Origin of the sequence: Bacillus mycoides (assembly GCF_001757995.1) — a bacterium.
GTDB lineage: Bacteria > Bacillota > Bacilli > Bacillales > Bacillaceae_G > Bacillus_A > Bacillus_A mycoides_B.
On sequence record NZ_LXLV01000072.1, the window covers coordinates 1 to 15,655 of the forward strand.

Genomic DNA, 15,655 nt, shown 5'->3' on the forward strand with positions numbered 1-15,655 from the left:
GTAATGTTTCCACTTGAATAGATTTTGCTTTTCCATACCAATCACATCCTTTTTCAGAGTACTAGTATCAGTATGTCCAAGTTTAGGAGGTTACTTACAAGCGTTTTGGAGTGTTTGCACCAGAACCAACGGAACTATATACTAGGGCGAACGCAGGCTGGGCGTATGAAGTATGTAGAAAACGGCGGGATACTGGGAAGAACTCCTAAAATTAATAAGTCTAAAACTGACTTAATACTTGAGTTAATTGATCAAGGAAAAACAAAACAGGAAATTGCTGACTTTTTAAATGTGGATAGAACCACTATTTATCGCACATTAAAGCGAAATGGTTATTAGGAATATTATTCGTATCGATTGCTATGTATCTTGCTTTCAAAGAAAATTTGACCATAAAAGACTACCCCTCCAATTGTTAATTATGTCTAACAATTGAAGGGGTAGTTTACCAATAAGGTTCCACATTCCTATCTATTTACACACGTACAGCTGTACCGCTTACCGCAACCATTAACATTCCATCGCGAACTACTTCGTAGTCTACATCGATACCAACAATGGCATTTGCTCCTTTTTGCGTTGCAAGTTGTTTCATTTCTTCCACCGCAATGTCACGAGCTTCTTTTAATTTACTTTCATATGCACCAGAACGGCCACCGACAACGTCACGAACAGAAGCGAAGATGTCACGTACGATATTTGCACCCATAATTGCTTCACCGTTTACGATGTCTACATACTCGATAATTTCTTTGCCTTGAATAGTATTCGTTGTTGTTACAATCATTATTAACACGCTCCTATAATCCTTAAAAATTTATCATCATTTCTTATAAACTTATTATCACATTTAATTGTTTAACAAACTATCTAATAACCTTACATAAAGGTGACAGTTCTGTAAGACTTCATAAGTAGGAGTACCGCAAACATTTTATAAATTATTTAATTATAAAAGATAAAATCCCTGCAATCATACATGTAATTCCGCCTAAAAACCGTCCTATTCCAGTAAGTTTTTCTAAAAATGATTCATATTTTTTCCTACTATATATACCCCATAATACTAAGAATATTCCAAAAAGTATAAATGCTAGTTTTAAAATCATCGTATGGTTACCTCTGTATAATTTATTTCAAACTATCATTATGTTATTACATTTTATGTCCCCATTGGTCAAAGTGATAATCTTTACCGTCGATTTTAAACCAACCGTCTGCATAAAGGGAACCATCTTCTCTAGCACAATACCAAAGGTATCCGTATGCAAGAGGCCAAGGTCTATATCCCCCACCAACTTGGAACCATCCTGTTTTAGCTGCCCCATTCTCATCGAAGTAATAATATTTATTATCGATAGTTTGCCAGCCCGTTTGTGCTACGCCGTTATTGTCAAAGTGGTATAGCTTACCATCGATTTTTTCAAACCCTGCTCTGTTAACTGATCCGTCTTCATGGAAATAATATCTTTTTCCGTCAATGTTTTCATGAGCATTGAACGTATAATTGCGACCATTTGTGAAATGGTATCTTTTACCATCTATCATTTTCCAACCGGTATAGAAAGGTCCATCTTCTAAACTATAATATTCCACTATTTTCTCTCTTTTGTTGATACCTGTTTTAAAAATTGAACCGTCGTTATTAAATGTTAATGTTTTGTTGTCAAACGGAACATTAACAACGCTGTTTATAACTTCTCCCTTTAGATTAGAAACTCTCTCAAGCACACCTTTATCGGAAAAGTGAAGGATGACATCTCGATCTTCTATACGTATTTCCTTTTTATTTATATTGTAATTTTGGAAATAATAAATTTTACCATCTATATCTTTCAAGCCTTCTTTAACGAATGCTCCAGAAGCATCGGAATAGTTCTCTCCTCTCCAGGTTGATCGTTGTAAAACACCGTCATCATTAAAGTGGTAGTACTTATCCTCAATCTGTGAATCACTTCCACTTCCAGTAACCATGTAGCCATAAGGCGATGAGAAATAATAAGTCTTCCCCTTAATTTCTTGCCAACCTGTCATGAGAACTCCATCAGCATCTGCAAAGGAATACGCATTATCTCGATTTACCCAACTGTTCTTTATCACGTTTCCAGAGGAATCTTTTGCACGATATTTAGTAGGGTCCTTTTCATCAGTTACAATCTCTATTTTGTCATATTTCTGTCTCTCATTTTCTTTACCCGGATACCACTCTATTAACCAATTGTTAATTTCATTGTTACTTTTTGCAAAGCGAAGTTCAGAACTGAAACTCCAATCAGAACCGAATTGTTGGATGTAAGAATTCCCAGACAAACGTACGCCATTTTTATTTATTAAATGGAACTGGAATTGACCGTCGTGATTATTTCCTGTCTGAACGAGTTCAAATACTTCATCGTCACCAAGTGAATCGGAATATCGAAGATCTTTTTCTTCTTTTCCTGAAAGGTATTTTGAACCTGTTTTTACGATTACTTTATTCGTTCCTTTTTTATAAGGGATAATTTGATAAGGGTTACCATGATTTAGGTTAGTGAATTCTATATCAATAGATGTTTCTAGGGCGTTAGTACGCTCCGCCAATACATCAGATAATCGATCATAAAAATCTGCACGAGCTTTAGGCTCATTATTAACATAGTTGTCAAGGACATCTTTAGATACTGGCTTTGAAGTCAATGTTATCAATCGTTTTTGCTCATCTGATAATTTATTTGCTATCTGATCAAATAGGTAATCTGAATTTCTAGCAATCACCGTCCAATCGCCAAAGGAGTCACCGGAATATTTTTTGTAAAGTGGACCAAGAAATCTTGGGTTTTTACCAGATGCTTTTTCTACAAATGCATGTTGGCCTTGATTTATCACAACTCCGGTCTTTCCTTCGTCTAATTGTGCTTGTGTAATGTAAAGAAGATCGTGTTCTGAGACATTTGCTCCATTAGGGTTTAAATCTATAATTGCACCTGCTTCAGTAATTTTAAGCTGCTGCCCAGATCTTAGTTGATGAATTTCAATTCTTCCATTTGGATAGCGTACTTTAACTGGTTTAAGAAAATTCAAATCACCTTTTGTATGATACATGGAAATATTAAATTCCCCAGATGTAAAACTAGGAGCCTGGTAAGTTTCGTTTTCTGCATATACATCAATGTGAGTGCCTGGGTCTGGACTCTCTGGGGTTATTCCAAGTGCTTCATAAGTGTTTGCTACAGCACCTAATACAGTAATAGTTATATCTACTACCGCACCTATCCCTGCGCTAGCCTTATTTTCTCCAATAGGTGCCATAGAAAAAAGAATACCTAATGCTGCTGTTGCAGGGATTACCTTCTTTCCAATTCCTACAGGGAGGATCCTTTTTACCCTTTTTGTTTCTTTTCCATTCATAATGTCATTCCTCGCTTTTTATTTGTTTTTTATCTACATACTTAATCCAAATTTCATGTTCGGAAGTTCATTTTAATTTAAATACCTTTCAAATCCCTTTCATAAATGTTACAAAAGTCTTTCAGTGATTTTTAATAAAGCAATTATGAAATATCAACGTGAGGCGATTAAATAATTTTTGCACCAGAACCCAATAATCTATATGAAAATAGACAGCTTTAATTAGTAGTTAGATAAATGTCGAATTTATCAGAATTTTGTATTTTTTTGTTGTTTTATCTTGTTATTAATGTTAAACTTATACTTACAAAGAAAGAGATTAAAGAGGAACCTTCACCGAATTAATTTTCTGATTTTTCAGTATTTATTGTTTTTTCTCCACTTCGTTTGATTGACATGTTTGTGTTTTGCTTCCCTACTCTTTCTTTGTTGTACCCTTTAGAAGAAAACAATTTGTTCCTATCCAAGTTGTTTTCTTTTTTTAATAGCTAATTTATTATTTTTATATTAATGAAGAAAATATTTTGAACTACTCACCACTTAATAGCCCAATGGACTGTTTGAAGTGGGAGATCCCTAAGTACAGAAACCTAACGGTTTCTAATCCAATAGGCTATTCCCGTAGTTTCTACGGTTAAGAGACGACTGCACCCAATGGTTTTAGCAATTAATATTTCTTATCGCTTATTTAGATAGATACGAAATTTATATACTTTATTTACTAACATGGGTTGTACCTCGCTTTCTTGCATGATACATTCATTAAATACGCCTACCAACATTCATTTCCCACCTAAAATTGATGTTTCACATCTTCAAACCTTTGAGGAAGGGATCTTGAGTTGAAAAAAGATAAAAAGGAGTTAAATTTTCATCACTACCCATTTCCCTTTTCCGAATAACAAGTCTGATCACTGTATAATTTGTAGCATTCTCGTACTTTTTTCTAATACATTTAATAAGGGGGAATATGGCATGCTTTTCACAGGATTCTTCATTAATCTATCTATTTTTGCTTTCTTAGTTAGTTTAGCTATTTTTATCCAAGTATTTATAAGGAAAATGGATTCCAAATCAATCAAGTTATTTTGTGGCATATATGCAGGTATCATAGCTGCTATTTTGATGATTTTTAATTTTAAGCACATGGGATTGTTTTATGACCTTCGAGCGGTTCCTCTTATAATTTCGTTTATTTATTTTGGTCGTACAGCCGGCTGGATTACATTAATGTTTATTTTATTTATGCGTATCTTTTACCTTGATGGTGATTGGGTACCCGCCTTGATAGCTGCCTTAGGAATAGCTACTATATATACCATATTTCAAACATATCTCAAAAATATCCATGCTTTTAAAAGTATCTTTCTTTATCTAGCTGTTTATATAGCTATAATCCATTTGGTATTTGGATTCTTTTTTCCATCTATACCACTCATACTTCTTGACATTCAAGGTACGTTATTTATATCTTGTGGACTCATGATCGGTATTTTTCTTATGGAATCCTATCAAAAATTATATTCTTTAACGCAAGATTTAGCTAAAGCGAATGAAACATTACTAGAATCAAAGCAAGAGTTAAAGGAAACCGTACATGAATTGCAAGGAGGTATCTTTAAATTTAAAAAAGTGAATGGGAATATAGTTCATACTTTGTGTGATGGACAATTATTTTATCAACAAGGGTTTCACTCTGAACAAGTGGTGGGGAAAAGTTTACCTGCTATAAATTCCTCCATTGTTCCATTCCATTTAGTTCCTCAACTACTAAAATATTATCACCGGGCATGGGATGGTGAAGATGTTACTTTCGAACTACCATGGCCAGATGATAAGAGTGTTGTCCTTTTCTCACTTAGGCCTGTTAAAAGAGAGGGAAAAGTGATTGAAGTAGTTGGTTCTACTGTTGATATAACGCAGAGAATACATGCGGAAAATGAGTTAAAGGTAACTAAAGAACGATTAGAATCATTTATTAATCATAACGTAGATGCTATCACTATATTTGATTTAGATGGACATATGTTGCAAGCGAATAAAGCTTATGAGAGGATATTTGGTTGGTCAGAAAAAGAATCCATAGGAAAAAAATTACCTTGCGTACCTGAATTTTTAATAGATCAAACTTTGGAATATATAAACCACATTAAAAATACCAATATGAAAGACCCAATTATAACCTGTTTAGAAACTGTTAGACAAAAAAAAGATAAAACTCTTATTGATGTAAGCCTGACGATTTCACCTATTCTAGATTTTAGGGGTAATGTAATTGCTTTATCAGGAATTTGTAGAGACATTTCTGAAAGGAAACAAGCAGAAAGAGAACTGCAACAATTACACCAGCAATTAAGTGACAGTGAAATGAAATACCGTGCACTCATTGAACAAGCAACTGATGCAGTATATGTATTGGAGCTGAATGAGGATCAATTTCCAACTCGCTTTATCGAAGTAAATCCTGTTGCGTGTAAAAGATTTGGATATAGTAGAGAAGAGCTTCTTTCGATGCCATTTCCTAGTAACGTTCCGCCAGGTTCTCCAATGGTAGGAAGAGTAATTGAAAAAATTAGAGAAGGGCAAACTACCTTCACATTACAAGATGAATTTGCTTTTCCTAAAGGAAAAACCATGACAATTGAATTTTCTGTTCGTGTGTTTAACTTGAATGGCAAAAAAGTTTTCTTGAGTATCTCTCGAGATATCACCGAACGGCTAAAAACAGAGGAATTATTACGAAAATCGGAGAAACTTGCTGTAGTAGGTCAATTATCCACCGCAATTGCTCATGAAATTAAAAATCCTTTAACAGCAATGAAAGGATTCATGCAGTTATTAAAATTAATGGAAAATAAGAACACTGAGCATTATATAGATATAGTGTTATCAGAGATTGAACGTATAGATAGTATTACTAATGAATTTATGACATTAGCAAAACCTGAGGCATTAGAAATTAAAACTACTGACCTGAATGTATTAATGAAGCAAATTGTAATGTTACTTGAACCTCAAGCGATAATGAATTGCATACAAATTACAACTGAGTTTACATCTGATACTTCATTCATACTCTGCGAAGGTAATCAATTAAAGCAAGCTTTCATAAATATCTTAAAAAATGCAATTGAAACAACTCCAATGGGAGCGGAAATCTTAATTCAAATCGAATATGTACCTGATAAAAACCTGGTAAACATTCGATTTATCGATCACGGGTGTGGAATTGAAAAAGAACGTTTACCTTATCTAGGAGAACCATTTTATAGTATTAAGGAAAATGGTATCGGTTTAGGACTAATGATCTGTTATAAAATTATTGAAAAGCACCAAGGAAAGATATTTATTGAAAGTGAAGTAGGAAAAGGAACAACAGTTAATATTAATCTTCCTATATCTACTCTTGAAAAAGAAAACTCTTATTCAACTTCTTAGATACATCCTAGAATCATGAAGTACAGTTTATAAAAGTTGATAAAAAGCACCTTCAATATTTGAAGGTGCTTTTTAATTTACTGCAATAAGTTACTATTATTTTAATACCTTTCTAAATTTACGACCAAAAGAAAGAGCCATACCCGCAAGAACCATCAATAAACCCATTGCTGCACTGTTATTTGTACTTGCACCCGTTTTTGGAAGCTCTTTATATGTATCTTCTTTTTTATCAGAAGTACTATTGTTTGAGATTTTACTTTTACCAGTATCAGAGGCATTGCTGTTGTTAGTACCAGTACTGCCTTTATCAGGATTATTACCGTTATTGTTGTCTGAGCCATTATTTCCGTTATCAGAACCGTTACCATTGTCCTTATCTTTCACAACCACTTTTTGTATTGTAGTTACCTCATTGCCTGCGAGATCTTTGACACTATATATTACTTCATAAGTACCGGCTTTAGATATATCAACAGTTCCTTCATGCGTTACTTTAGAAGTAAGGACACCGCCTTCTTTATCAGTAGCTGATACTCCTGCCATTGGATCGAATTGATTACTCTCAGTAATTGTAGTTTCAGCAGGTACTTTTAGTACTGTTTTTTCATCTTTAACTTCTTCTCTAGCTCTAACCGTTACTGTTTGTTTCGCAGTTACTTCATGACCTTTAGAGTCTGTAATTGTGTAAGTTAATACATAAGTACCGGCTTTAGATGTATCTACTTTACCATCAACTGTTACTTTAGAAGTAAGGTCGCCATCTTCTTTATCAGTAGCTGATACTCCTGCCATTGGGTCGAATGAATCTCCTACATTCATTGTTGCTTCAACAGGCACTGTTAATTTAGGTTCCATATCTGGAGTTTCGCCATTTTCCTCTACAATTACAGTCTGTGTAGCCGTTGCATTAACCCCTTGGGAATCGACAACCGAGTACTCCACACTGTATTTACCTGTTTTAGAAGTATCTACATTGCCTTTATGTTTTACTCTATTTGTTAAATCACCATCTTCTTTATCAACAGCTTTTACACCTCTTATCGGGTCGAACGTATCACCTACATGTAGTGTAGTTATAAACGGTACAGTTAACTCCGGCGCTTGGTTTTCCGCAGGCTTTTCTTTTTCTTTCACTGTTACCTTGATTTTTGCTGCATCAAAAGCTTCTTGGACTGCTTGAGCTTCAGTTGAGTTCGCGCCATATTTATTTGTTGCAACTCGAAGGCATGCTGATCTCAATTCAGAGAAATCGGAAGTCATGTTTAATTCATCAGTGTTTGCATAATAGAAAATATCAAACATTTTATCCTCGCCAATACCTTTTACAGTTACACCGTTATGAGTGCCACCTTTCGCCATTAAATACGCAACTTTATTAATAATATTTGAGTTGAAATGAACGCCTCCATCATCCTCTCCATTTAAATCATTATATGCACTATAATCATCTGGATAAGGCACTCCAAGTGAAGATGGAACGGACGCTGGATTTTCCATATCACGTAAAACTGATCCAGTTTGTTCTCCTATTGTCCAGTTAAATTTCCCATTGTTTATATATTTCTCAATAGCTGTTCCCATAATATCCGATAACGCCTCGTTAATCGCACCAGATTCTCCGGAATATTCAAGATTGGATTCGCTAGATGTAACCGCATGTGTAAATTCATGTCCCGCTACGTCAAATGCCTTTACCACAGGATCACCATATACAAGCATACTACTATTATTAATATTAGTACTGAATGCATTCTCCCAATTTTTCGGATCATTTGTATCTTCAGAATCCCACGCATGTACAACTGAAACTACTTTTTGTCCCTTATTATCAAAACTATTACGTCCGTATTTATTTTTATAAAAATCATATACCTTTGTTGCTATGTAATGAGCACTTACCGCCTTTGGGTCATTAAATGTTGTTGAAGTGCTAATTGCTAGTGTACCAGGGTAATAGCTTTCCTCTTTATTAATATCTCTGTAATTTACATCATACGTTTCAATTCCTTGCCCTCTTGTGTAATCAGCAAGCGTATATTTCCCATCACTTTGTCTAGAAATACCAAATGTACGAGATATACCTAAATCATCTTTTCCTGTTCCAGTTAATGATGTAAGATTACTTTTTCTACTTTCCTTTAGGGCTCCAACAAGTTTTTCACTTGCTTTTAAACCTGATTCTTGCAATGTATTTTTTAACATATCACCATTATGAGCATTCACTAAATAAGTTCCAGATACATAGTTTGGTGTTGCAGCAGCAAAAGTCACTTGGTATGCATTGCTAGCTTGTCCATTATTTTCATCAACAAAAATAACTGCCTTTACTTCTGGCTCAGAAATAAAATTGATATCGTTCCCGTACTTCGTATAAATATATCGTTTCGCTTCTTCTTGTGATAGATTAATAGGCTTCTTTAAATCTTCTTGTTTTAAATTTTGCGCACTATCCCCTGAAATACTTTTAATAACACCCCTTTTATCTACGTGTGCAGTCAATTGATACCCATATACTTCTTTTTCTTCGTACGTTTGTTGTATACGCACAAGTGTAGTCCCATCATAAGAACCACGTTTTTGAAGAACCTTATAATCTACTCCCGTTTCTCCATTCACTTGTTTTGGAGACAAAGCTTGCTCTGTCTTCTCCTTAAGAGCATCTTTTACTACATTCTCTGGTGCCTTTTGTGATGGTTGTGTAAGTTCACCTGTACGGAATGAATCCTCCTGAATTTGAACTTGTAGTTGATCTGTTTCCTCTGCATGACCTACTCCATATGGTATTACAGCTGTTAAAGCTAATCCTGTTGTTAATGCAACTCTAGCTGTTCTTTTTTTATTTTTCATGGTATTTACCTCGTATAATTTTCTGAAATATTAAATCCATAAAATTATACTGTCTATTCCTATCGAAATAAAGAGAAAAATGAAGAAATTATGTAACATTACGCAAAATTACATAATTTAATGTCGATAAATATACTTACCATTCCGTTATCTTTTTTTATAGGTGGGATGGCAACAGATTCTCCAGATAGTACTATGCTCGATTTTTGGAAAGGATTTTTCTTTATTCAAGCAATACCGCTCTTCTTACTACTTCTCTTACTACTTCTAACTTTTGTGTGGCGGTTTATTCGCAAGAACAAGAAAAAAGTCCACATGTAGAATTTTACGTCAACTAGTACCTTTTACGAAGGGCTAGTTGTTTTTTTGTTGTATGCATATTAGAAGTATAAGTTGGCCGTAAACTAAAAAAAGCATAAGTTGACCGTTTCGGCCATCCTATGCTTCTTGTTACATATAGAAAGAATAACGTTTTTTGGTACTTTGGGTTATATTAAGTTGTTGGACATGGGGTCACCATACAAAAAAAGAAAATTGTGGATTTGAAATAAAGTTTAATCGTTTATAACAAAGTTTAACCGTTTTGAAAAAAGATTAACTGTTTATAAAAAAGATGCACCGTTTTGTCCCTTTGGATTTACTTATCTATGGGGATATTTTTATTAAGAAAAGAAATAAAATATATGAATTGAATATAAAAACATTTTGATTCTTTAAAAATATCCCATAATTTAGTATTATTTATATATGGAATATTTTGTTTGTACGAAAGGGGTAACTTGATGTTTTTACAAAAATATAAGGGTTTGATTCTAGGAATAGTTGGTGCTGTTATAGGGGTAATATCCTGGGTTTATCTTAAAGATTTAGATTATATATATAGGGCGTGTCTTAAGTTGTTTTCTGTAACATTAATAATTATAGGATGGGTTATTGCCTGTAATTCGAACCATTTCTATAAAAAAAAGGAGAATAATAACGTATAGGTGTTACTATTCCAAAATTTTTTATACGTTTTATTAATCAGAGAATCATATAGTAAGGTTAATATGTGTAATTTTAATCAAACATTTTTATAAAAACCAATCTTAAATCTACTGAAAAAGAATCTATTTTGATTAATCTTTTTTCAAATTAGATTCTTTTTATATTCCTTAGGGTAAGGGCGGGAGTAGATATTTTTAATCAAACTTTATTTTAAAACTACATAAATCCGGTATTTATATCAACTCAAAAAATATAAGTCAAAATTAAATAAGGAGAAATTTATAATGTTTATTAATGTTTTGTTAGGTATTGTAGTTATTTGTATAGTGGTTTTTGTTATTGTGTTTATGCTAGCGAGGAAGGATATGAACAAAACGGATCCACAATATATTTTGTCGTATATTAAAGACAACGCACAGAAGAATACATGTGCATTAATTATAAAAAAAAATGGTGAAATTCTATGTTCTATTAATGAAGATAAGAGGTTACCGTTAGCAAGTATGGTTAAATTAATAATTGCTATTGAATTTGCTAAACAAAGTGCTAACGGGATCATTAATGAAAACGAATATATTTCTTTAAGCGAATTAAAGAAATATTATATCAAAAACACAGATGGTGGCGCACATCCAAAATGGGAACAGGATATGATACAAAATAATCAGATTAAAAATGATTGTGTAACTTTACAGAATATAGCAAAGGGAATGTTACAATATAGTTCGAATGCGAATACAGAATATTTAATGAATATACTCGGAATTGAAAATATTAATCAAAATATAAAAGAATTAGGCCTTCAACAACATGAAGAAGTATATCCATTTGTGTCAGCTTTATATATTCCAGGATTCTTACAGGAGAAATTTAATTTAAGTAAGAAGGAATTAGTAAAGCATCTAAATAATCTCTCTCAAGAAGAATATAAGAAGTATGCGTTCAAAATAAATGAATTAATTAAAAATGAACAACAGCTGCCGAATTTGAATATGTTTTCACTAGACTTGCAAAAGAATTGGTCAAATCGTTTGACATCAGCAGCAGCTTCTGACTATATCTCTTTGCTAGAAAAAATTAATTCCAAAAATTATTATGATGAATTAGTGCATCAAAAATTGGACAAAATTCTAGAGACTGTAATAGAAAATGAACATAATAAAAAATTGTTTTTACATGCAGGACAAAAGGGTGGTTCTACTGCATTTGTTTTAACTAATGGCTTATATGCAACAAATAAAAAGGGCGATTCATTTGAAATTGTATTTATGGCAAACGAGTTAAATAGAATTGATGCTTTAAAGTTACGTAAGAATCTAAATGAATTTAATTTAAAAACATTAAAAAATGAAGAATTTAGGGGAAAGATAAAGATGGAATTGTCATGATAAAAGAGAAATTTGCATTCTATGTGCTATAGCCGTTTAGAATAGTAAGCACCTGACTTCTCTTGTCCGAGAATCTAAAAATAATGAGCCCATATTTTAAAGTGACAATAAAGTTTCTATAGTGTTTAAAGAAAAGAATGGACTATATGCTATATATAAACGGTTATAATAGATATGTTCATGAGTTTTGATCAATCTTTTTTATAAAAACTAAATGCAGATTTCTAACAAAAGACTCCATTTTGATTAATCTTTTTTTCAAAATGGAGTCTTCTTATTTATCATATAATATGTGTTTGTGGAGATTTTTTGATTAAACTTTATTTCAAATCAACAAAAATTGTACGTTTGAACACATTTTGGACACAAAATAACCGGTACCTTGTACGTTAAGGAACCGGTTATTAATGTTACAAATCTTCTACTAAACTTAGTAATAATGAACTTAATTTATTTACATTAACATACCTGGTAAAAACTTCGCTATTAATACAATAATTGCCGCAAAGAATACCGCTTTAATAATGAATAGAATAATAATTGGAATCGATGCTTTCACTTTGCTTAATCCAGCTGTAATGTGTAATCCGAGCCAAATTAAGAGTAAATTCCATACATAGAATAGTTCAATTGTATTACCAATTCCATATGCAAATGTACCTTTCGTAAATAATAACCCTAAACTCGTATATTGGCTCATTCCACTACCAAAGATTATACTTAAAATAGAATTAATAAGTCCACCAATAATAAGGACAATGTTTGTATAAGCTACAATATTCAATAAGGTTTTATAAGGCGTATCATTACCAAAGAACATCATAAACATTTTATAAATAGCTGCTATGAATAGTGTTCCAACCATCGCACTAGCAAAGCTTGTTCCAATTCCAGAAATAACTTCTGATGTAAGTGAACTTTGTCCAGCCATTTCACCTAATTCTTTTTTCATTTTAAGCATCTCAGGTGAGGTATACATAACATATGCATTTAAACCACCTAGAAGCCCTTGTAACAATGCTACTAATAGGAACATACCCCAAAGTTTCTTGTTTGTTTTCATTCTTTCAAATTGTACTCCAGGAGATGTAATCATTCCAAATAATGATGGCTTTTTTGCACCTACATCTTGTGTATTAATATTCGCTTCCATTATTGCGCCTCCTTCTATATATAATCCTCTTAAAGAATGGTACAAACAATTGACTCAAACAATATGTATGTGTAGTAAAGATATTTATCTTTACTACACTAGTAAACTATTCGTAGCGAAGTGCTTCAATTGGATCTAATTTTGCAGCTTTATTTGCTGGAATTAATCCGAAAATAATACCAAGTGTCATCGAGAATAATACGCCTCCAACAACAACTTCCCACGAAACGAGCGGTGGCCATTTTGCGAATGTGGAGACAATATATGCCCCGCCATATCCAAGACCAATTCCAATTAAACCACCTAGAAGCGTTAACATAACGGCTTCAATTAAAAACTGTAATAAAATTTTACTACGTGTTGCTCCAAGTGCTTTACGTATCCCAATTTCACGCGTACGCTCCGTTACAGATACGAGCATAATGTTCATAACGCCAATACCACCAACGACTAATGAAATACCTGCGATACCACCGATGATCATTGTCATGATATTAGTGACTTTAGAAACTCCTTCTTGGAACTCTTTTAAGTTCACTAATTCATATTTACCTGGAATTTCACTCGGCTTACGACTATTTAATACTTCAATAGCTTTTTTTCCTGCTGATTCTAAATTGTCTACATTTTTAGCTTGAATTGCGATACTTTGAATTTCATCTGTTCCGTATAAAACAGGCCATAAAGTGAGAGGAATCAGTATTTCCTCAGTTTCAAATCCCATAAATTCATTATCTGATTTATAGACACCGATAATTTGCACCGGCTGTCCTTTCATTTCAATAATTTTCCCTACTGGATTTTCATCTTTAAATAACGTCTCTTCTGCCTTCATACTAATCATCACAACGTTATTCCCTTGCGAAATATCTGATTCATTTAATGAACGGCCTTTGACCATTTTCACTTTATTTACTTGAAAATATTCACTATCTAGTCCAATAACATTAATCATTGCTTTTTTATCGTTTATATCAAGTGTTTCCATCGTACTATTCGTCGTAATAACATGGGCAACATCTTTTACCTGTTTCACCTCAAGAATATCTTCTTCCGTTAATTTTGGTACCTCATGCCCACCCATAGCAAACTCATCATTAATATCCGGTTTAAACTGAATTGGCATAAGGTTATTACCAGAACCAGCGATTTTCGACTTCAGCATCGCTTCCCCGCCCTGCCCAATCGCAACGACAGTAATAATAGAACCTACGCCGATAATAATACCTAGCATCGTAAGGGCTGAACGCAGTTTATGAGCTAAAATAGAAGATAGGGCAATTTTCATACTATCTAGTAAACTCATACTGCACACCTTCTATCTTCTGTAACTTTCCCGTCTCGCAGTACAATACGGCGGGAAGAATAAGCCGCAACCTCTTCTTCATGCGTAACCATAACAATCGTCGTACCTTCTGCATTGAGCTTCGTGAAAATGTCCATAACTTGCTTACCAGACTTCGTATCAAGCGCACCTGTCGGCTCATCGGCCATAATGAACGTTGGATTATTCGCAATCGACCTCGCAATAGCGACACGCTGCTTCTGTCCACCTGATAACTCATTCGGCAAATGATGAACTCTGTCGGATAAACCAACTTTACCAAGTGCTTCCAAAGCCCTTTGACGACGCTCTGCTTTCTTCACGCCACCATATACGAGCGGAAGTTCAACATTTTCTACCGCTGAAAGACGCGGCAGCAAATTAAAATGCTGGAACACAAAACCGATATATTCATTACGAATTAAAGCAAGCTTTGACTCGTCTGCTGTTAAGATATTCACATCATTCAGCATATATTCGCCTTCTGTTGGACGATCTAAACAACCAATAATATTCATAAGTGTTGATTTACCAGAACCAGACGGTCCCATAATAGAAACGAACTCACCGCTCTGAATTGTTAAACTAATACCATGTAAAATCGGCACTGCCAATTTCCCTTGATAATATGTTTTAGAAATATTATTTAGCGTAATCATTTCTCTTTCACTTCCATTCCGTCATAAACGTTGTCGGAAGGATTTTTAACCACCTTTTGCCCCACTGTTACGCCTTCAATAACCTCTGTCCAATCTCCATCATTCGCACCTTTTTTCACATTTTTCTTACTAAGCTTTCCTTTTTCTTCGATATAAACAAATGCATCTTCGCCTTTTTCTACAATGCTCTTACTTGGAACAGCAATCATCGTCTTATTCTCTAAATTTACTTGTAAAGAAACGTGATAACCTGGAGATAAACCATCTTGGCTATCAAGACTTGCCTTATATGTATATTGAGACATATTTTGAGTTCCCTCACCAGCAGCTTGAGCCATCTCCGCACTCGTTGGGAATTCACTTACTTCTGTAATTTTACCTGTCCACTTCTTCTTATTATTTGCTTTCGCAGTTACAGTAAACGTTTGATCCTTTTGAATTTGTGACTTTTGAAGTTCTGTTAAAGTCC

At 33.6% G+C, this 15,655-nt stretch carries 11 protein-coding genes and 1 pseudogene; 5 read left to right on the forward strand and 7 right to left on the reverse strand.

All coding sequences use genetic code 11. The annotated features are described in order from the left end of the window. Positions 1–165 precede the first annotated feature (165 nt). On the forward strand, positions 166–339 hold the full coding sequence (locus tag BWGOE10_RS26345) for a helix-turn-helix domain-containing protein (RefSeq protein ID WP_236736044.1): 174 nt from the start codon (positions 166–168) through the stop codon (positions 337–339). Positions 340–475: 136 nt separating this feature from the next. Here BWGOE10_RS26345 and BWGOE10_RS26350 read toward each other — a convergent pair whose 3' ends face one another. Together BWGOE10_RS26350 and BWGOE10_RS26355 are read right to left on the reverse strand one after the other, a co-directional pair. Further along, on the reverse strand, positions 476–787 hold the full coding sequence (locus BWGOE10_RS26350; RefSeq protein WP_070143040.1) for a heavy metal-binding domain-containing protein: 312 nt from the start codon (positions 785–787) through the stop codon (positions 476–478). Between the two features lie 368 nt (positions 788–1,155). Further along, the gene (locus BWGOE10_RS26355) at positions 1,156–3,387 is read right to left on the reverse strand and encodes an N-acetylmuramoyl-L-alanine amidase family protein (RefSeq protein ID WP_070143038.1); all 2,232 of its coding nucleotides are present in this window, start codon (positions 3,385–3,387) and stop codon (positions 1,156–1,158) included. Positions 3,388–4,362: 975 nt separating this feature from the next. On the opposite strand from BWGOE10_RS26355, the gene BWGOE10_RS26360 reads away from it, so the two are divergent. Further along, positions 4,363–6,825, forward strand: a complete 2,463-nt coding sequence (locus BWGOE10_RS26360) for a PAS domain S-box protein (protein ID WP_070143037.1) — start codon at positions 4,363–4,365, stop codon at positions 6,823–6,825. A gap of 96 nt (positions 6,826–6,921) precedes the next feature. Here the strand turns inward: BWGOE10_RS26360 and BWGOE10_RS26365 are convergent, their stop codons facing one another. Next, a complete protein-coding gene (locus BWGOE10_RS26365) occupies positions 6,922–9,675 on the reverse strand; it encodes a M4 family metallopeptidase (protein ID WP_070168355.1) in 2,754 nt (917 codons plus the stop codon). Positions 9,676–9,795: 120 nt separating this feature from the next. Here BWGOE10_RS26365 and BWGOE10_RS33585 point away from each other — a divergent pair. The 3 genes and pseudogenes from BWGOE10_RS33585 to BWGOE10_RS26380 form a co-directional block, all read left to right on the forward strand. Continuing rightward, positions 9,796–9,996 (forward strand): annotated as a pseudogene (locus BWGOE10_RS33585) (hypothetical protein); the annotation flags it as partial. Positions 9,997–10,457: 461 nt separating this feature from the next. After that, complete coding sequence (locus BWGOE10_RS33590) at positions 10,458–10,661, forward strand: hypothetical protein (RefSeq protein WP_000479691.1); 204 nt, start codon at positions 10,458–10,460, stop codon at positions 10,659–10,661. A gap of 285 nt (positions 10,662–10,946) precedes the next feature. Then, positions 10,947–12,050: a serine hydrolase gene (locus tag BWGOE10_RS26380; RefSeq protein ID WP_070143035.1), complete on the forward strand. Its 1,104-nt coding sequence runs from the start codon at positions 10,947–10,949 to the stop codon at positions 12,048–12,050. 454 nt (positions 12,051–12,504) lie between these two features. Here the strand turns inward: BWGOE10_RS26380 and BWGOE10_RS26385 are convergent, their stop codons facing one another. From BWGOE10_RS26385 to BWGOE10_RS26400, 4 genes are all read right to left on the reverse strand, one after another. After that, positions 12,505–13,203, reverse strand: a complete 699-nt coding sequence (locus tag BWGOE10_RS26385) for a Yip1 family protein (RefSeq protein WP_070143034.1) — start codon at positions 13,201–13,203, stop codon at positions 12,505–12,507. Between the two features lie 106 nt (positions 13,204–13,309). Continuing rightward, positions 13,310–14,509, reverse strand: coding sequence for an ABC transporter permease (locus tag BWGOE10_RS26390; protein ID WP_002193659.1), 1,200 nt, complete (start codon positions 14,507–14,509; stop codon positions 13,310–13,312). Next, positions 14,506–15,186, reverse strand: coding sequence for an ABC transporter ATP-binding protein (locus BWGOE10_RS26395; RefSeq protein WP_070143032.1), 681 nt, complete (start codon positions 15,184–15,186; stop codon positions 14,506–14,508). The genes BWGOE10_RS26390 and BWGOE10_RS26395 overlap by 4 nt, the downstream gene beginning before the upstream one ends. Next, on the reverse strand, positions 15,183–15,655 hold a 473-nt coding region (locus BWGOE10_RS26400), incomplete at its 5' end, for an efflux RND transporter periplasmic adaptor subunit (RefSeq protein WP_415858230.1). The genes BWGOE10_RS26395 and BWGOE10_RS26400, both read right to left, overlap by 4 nt.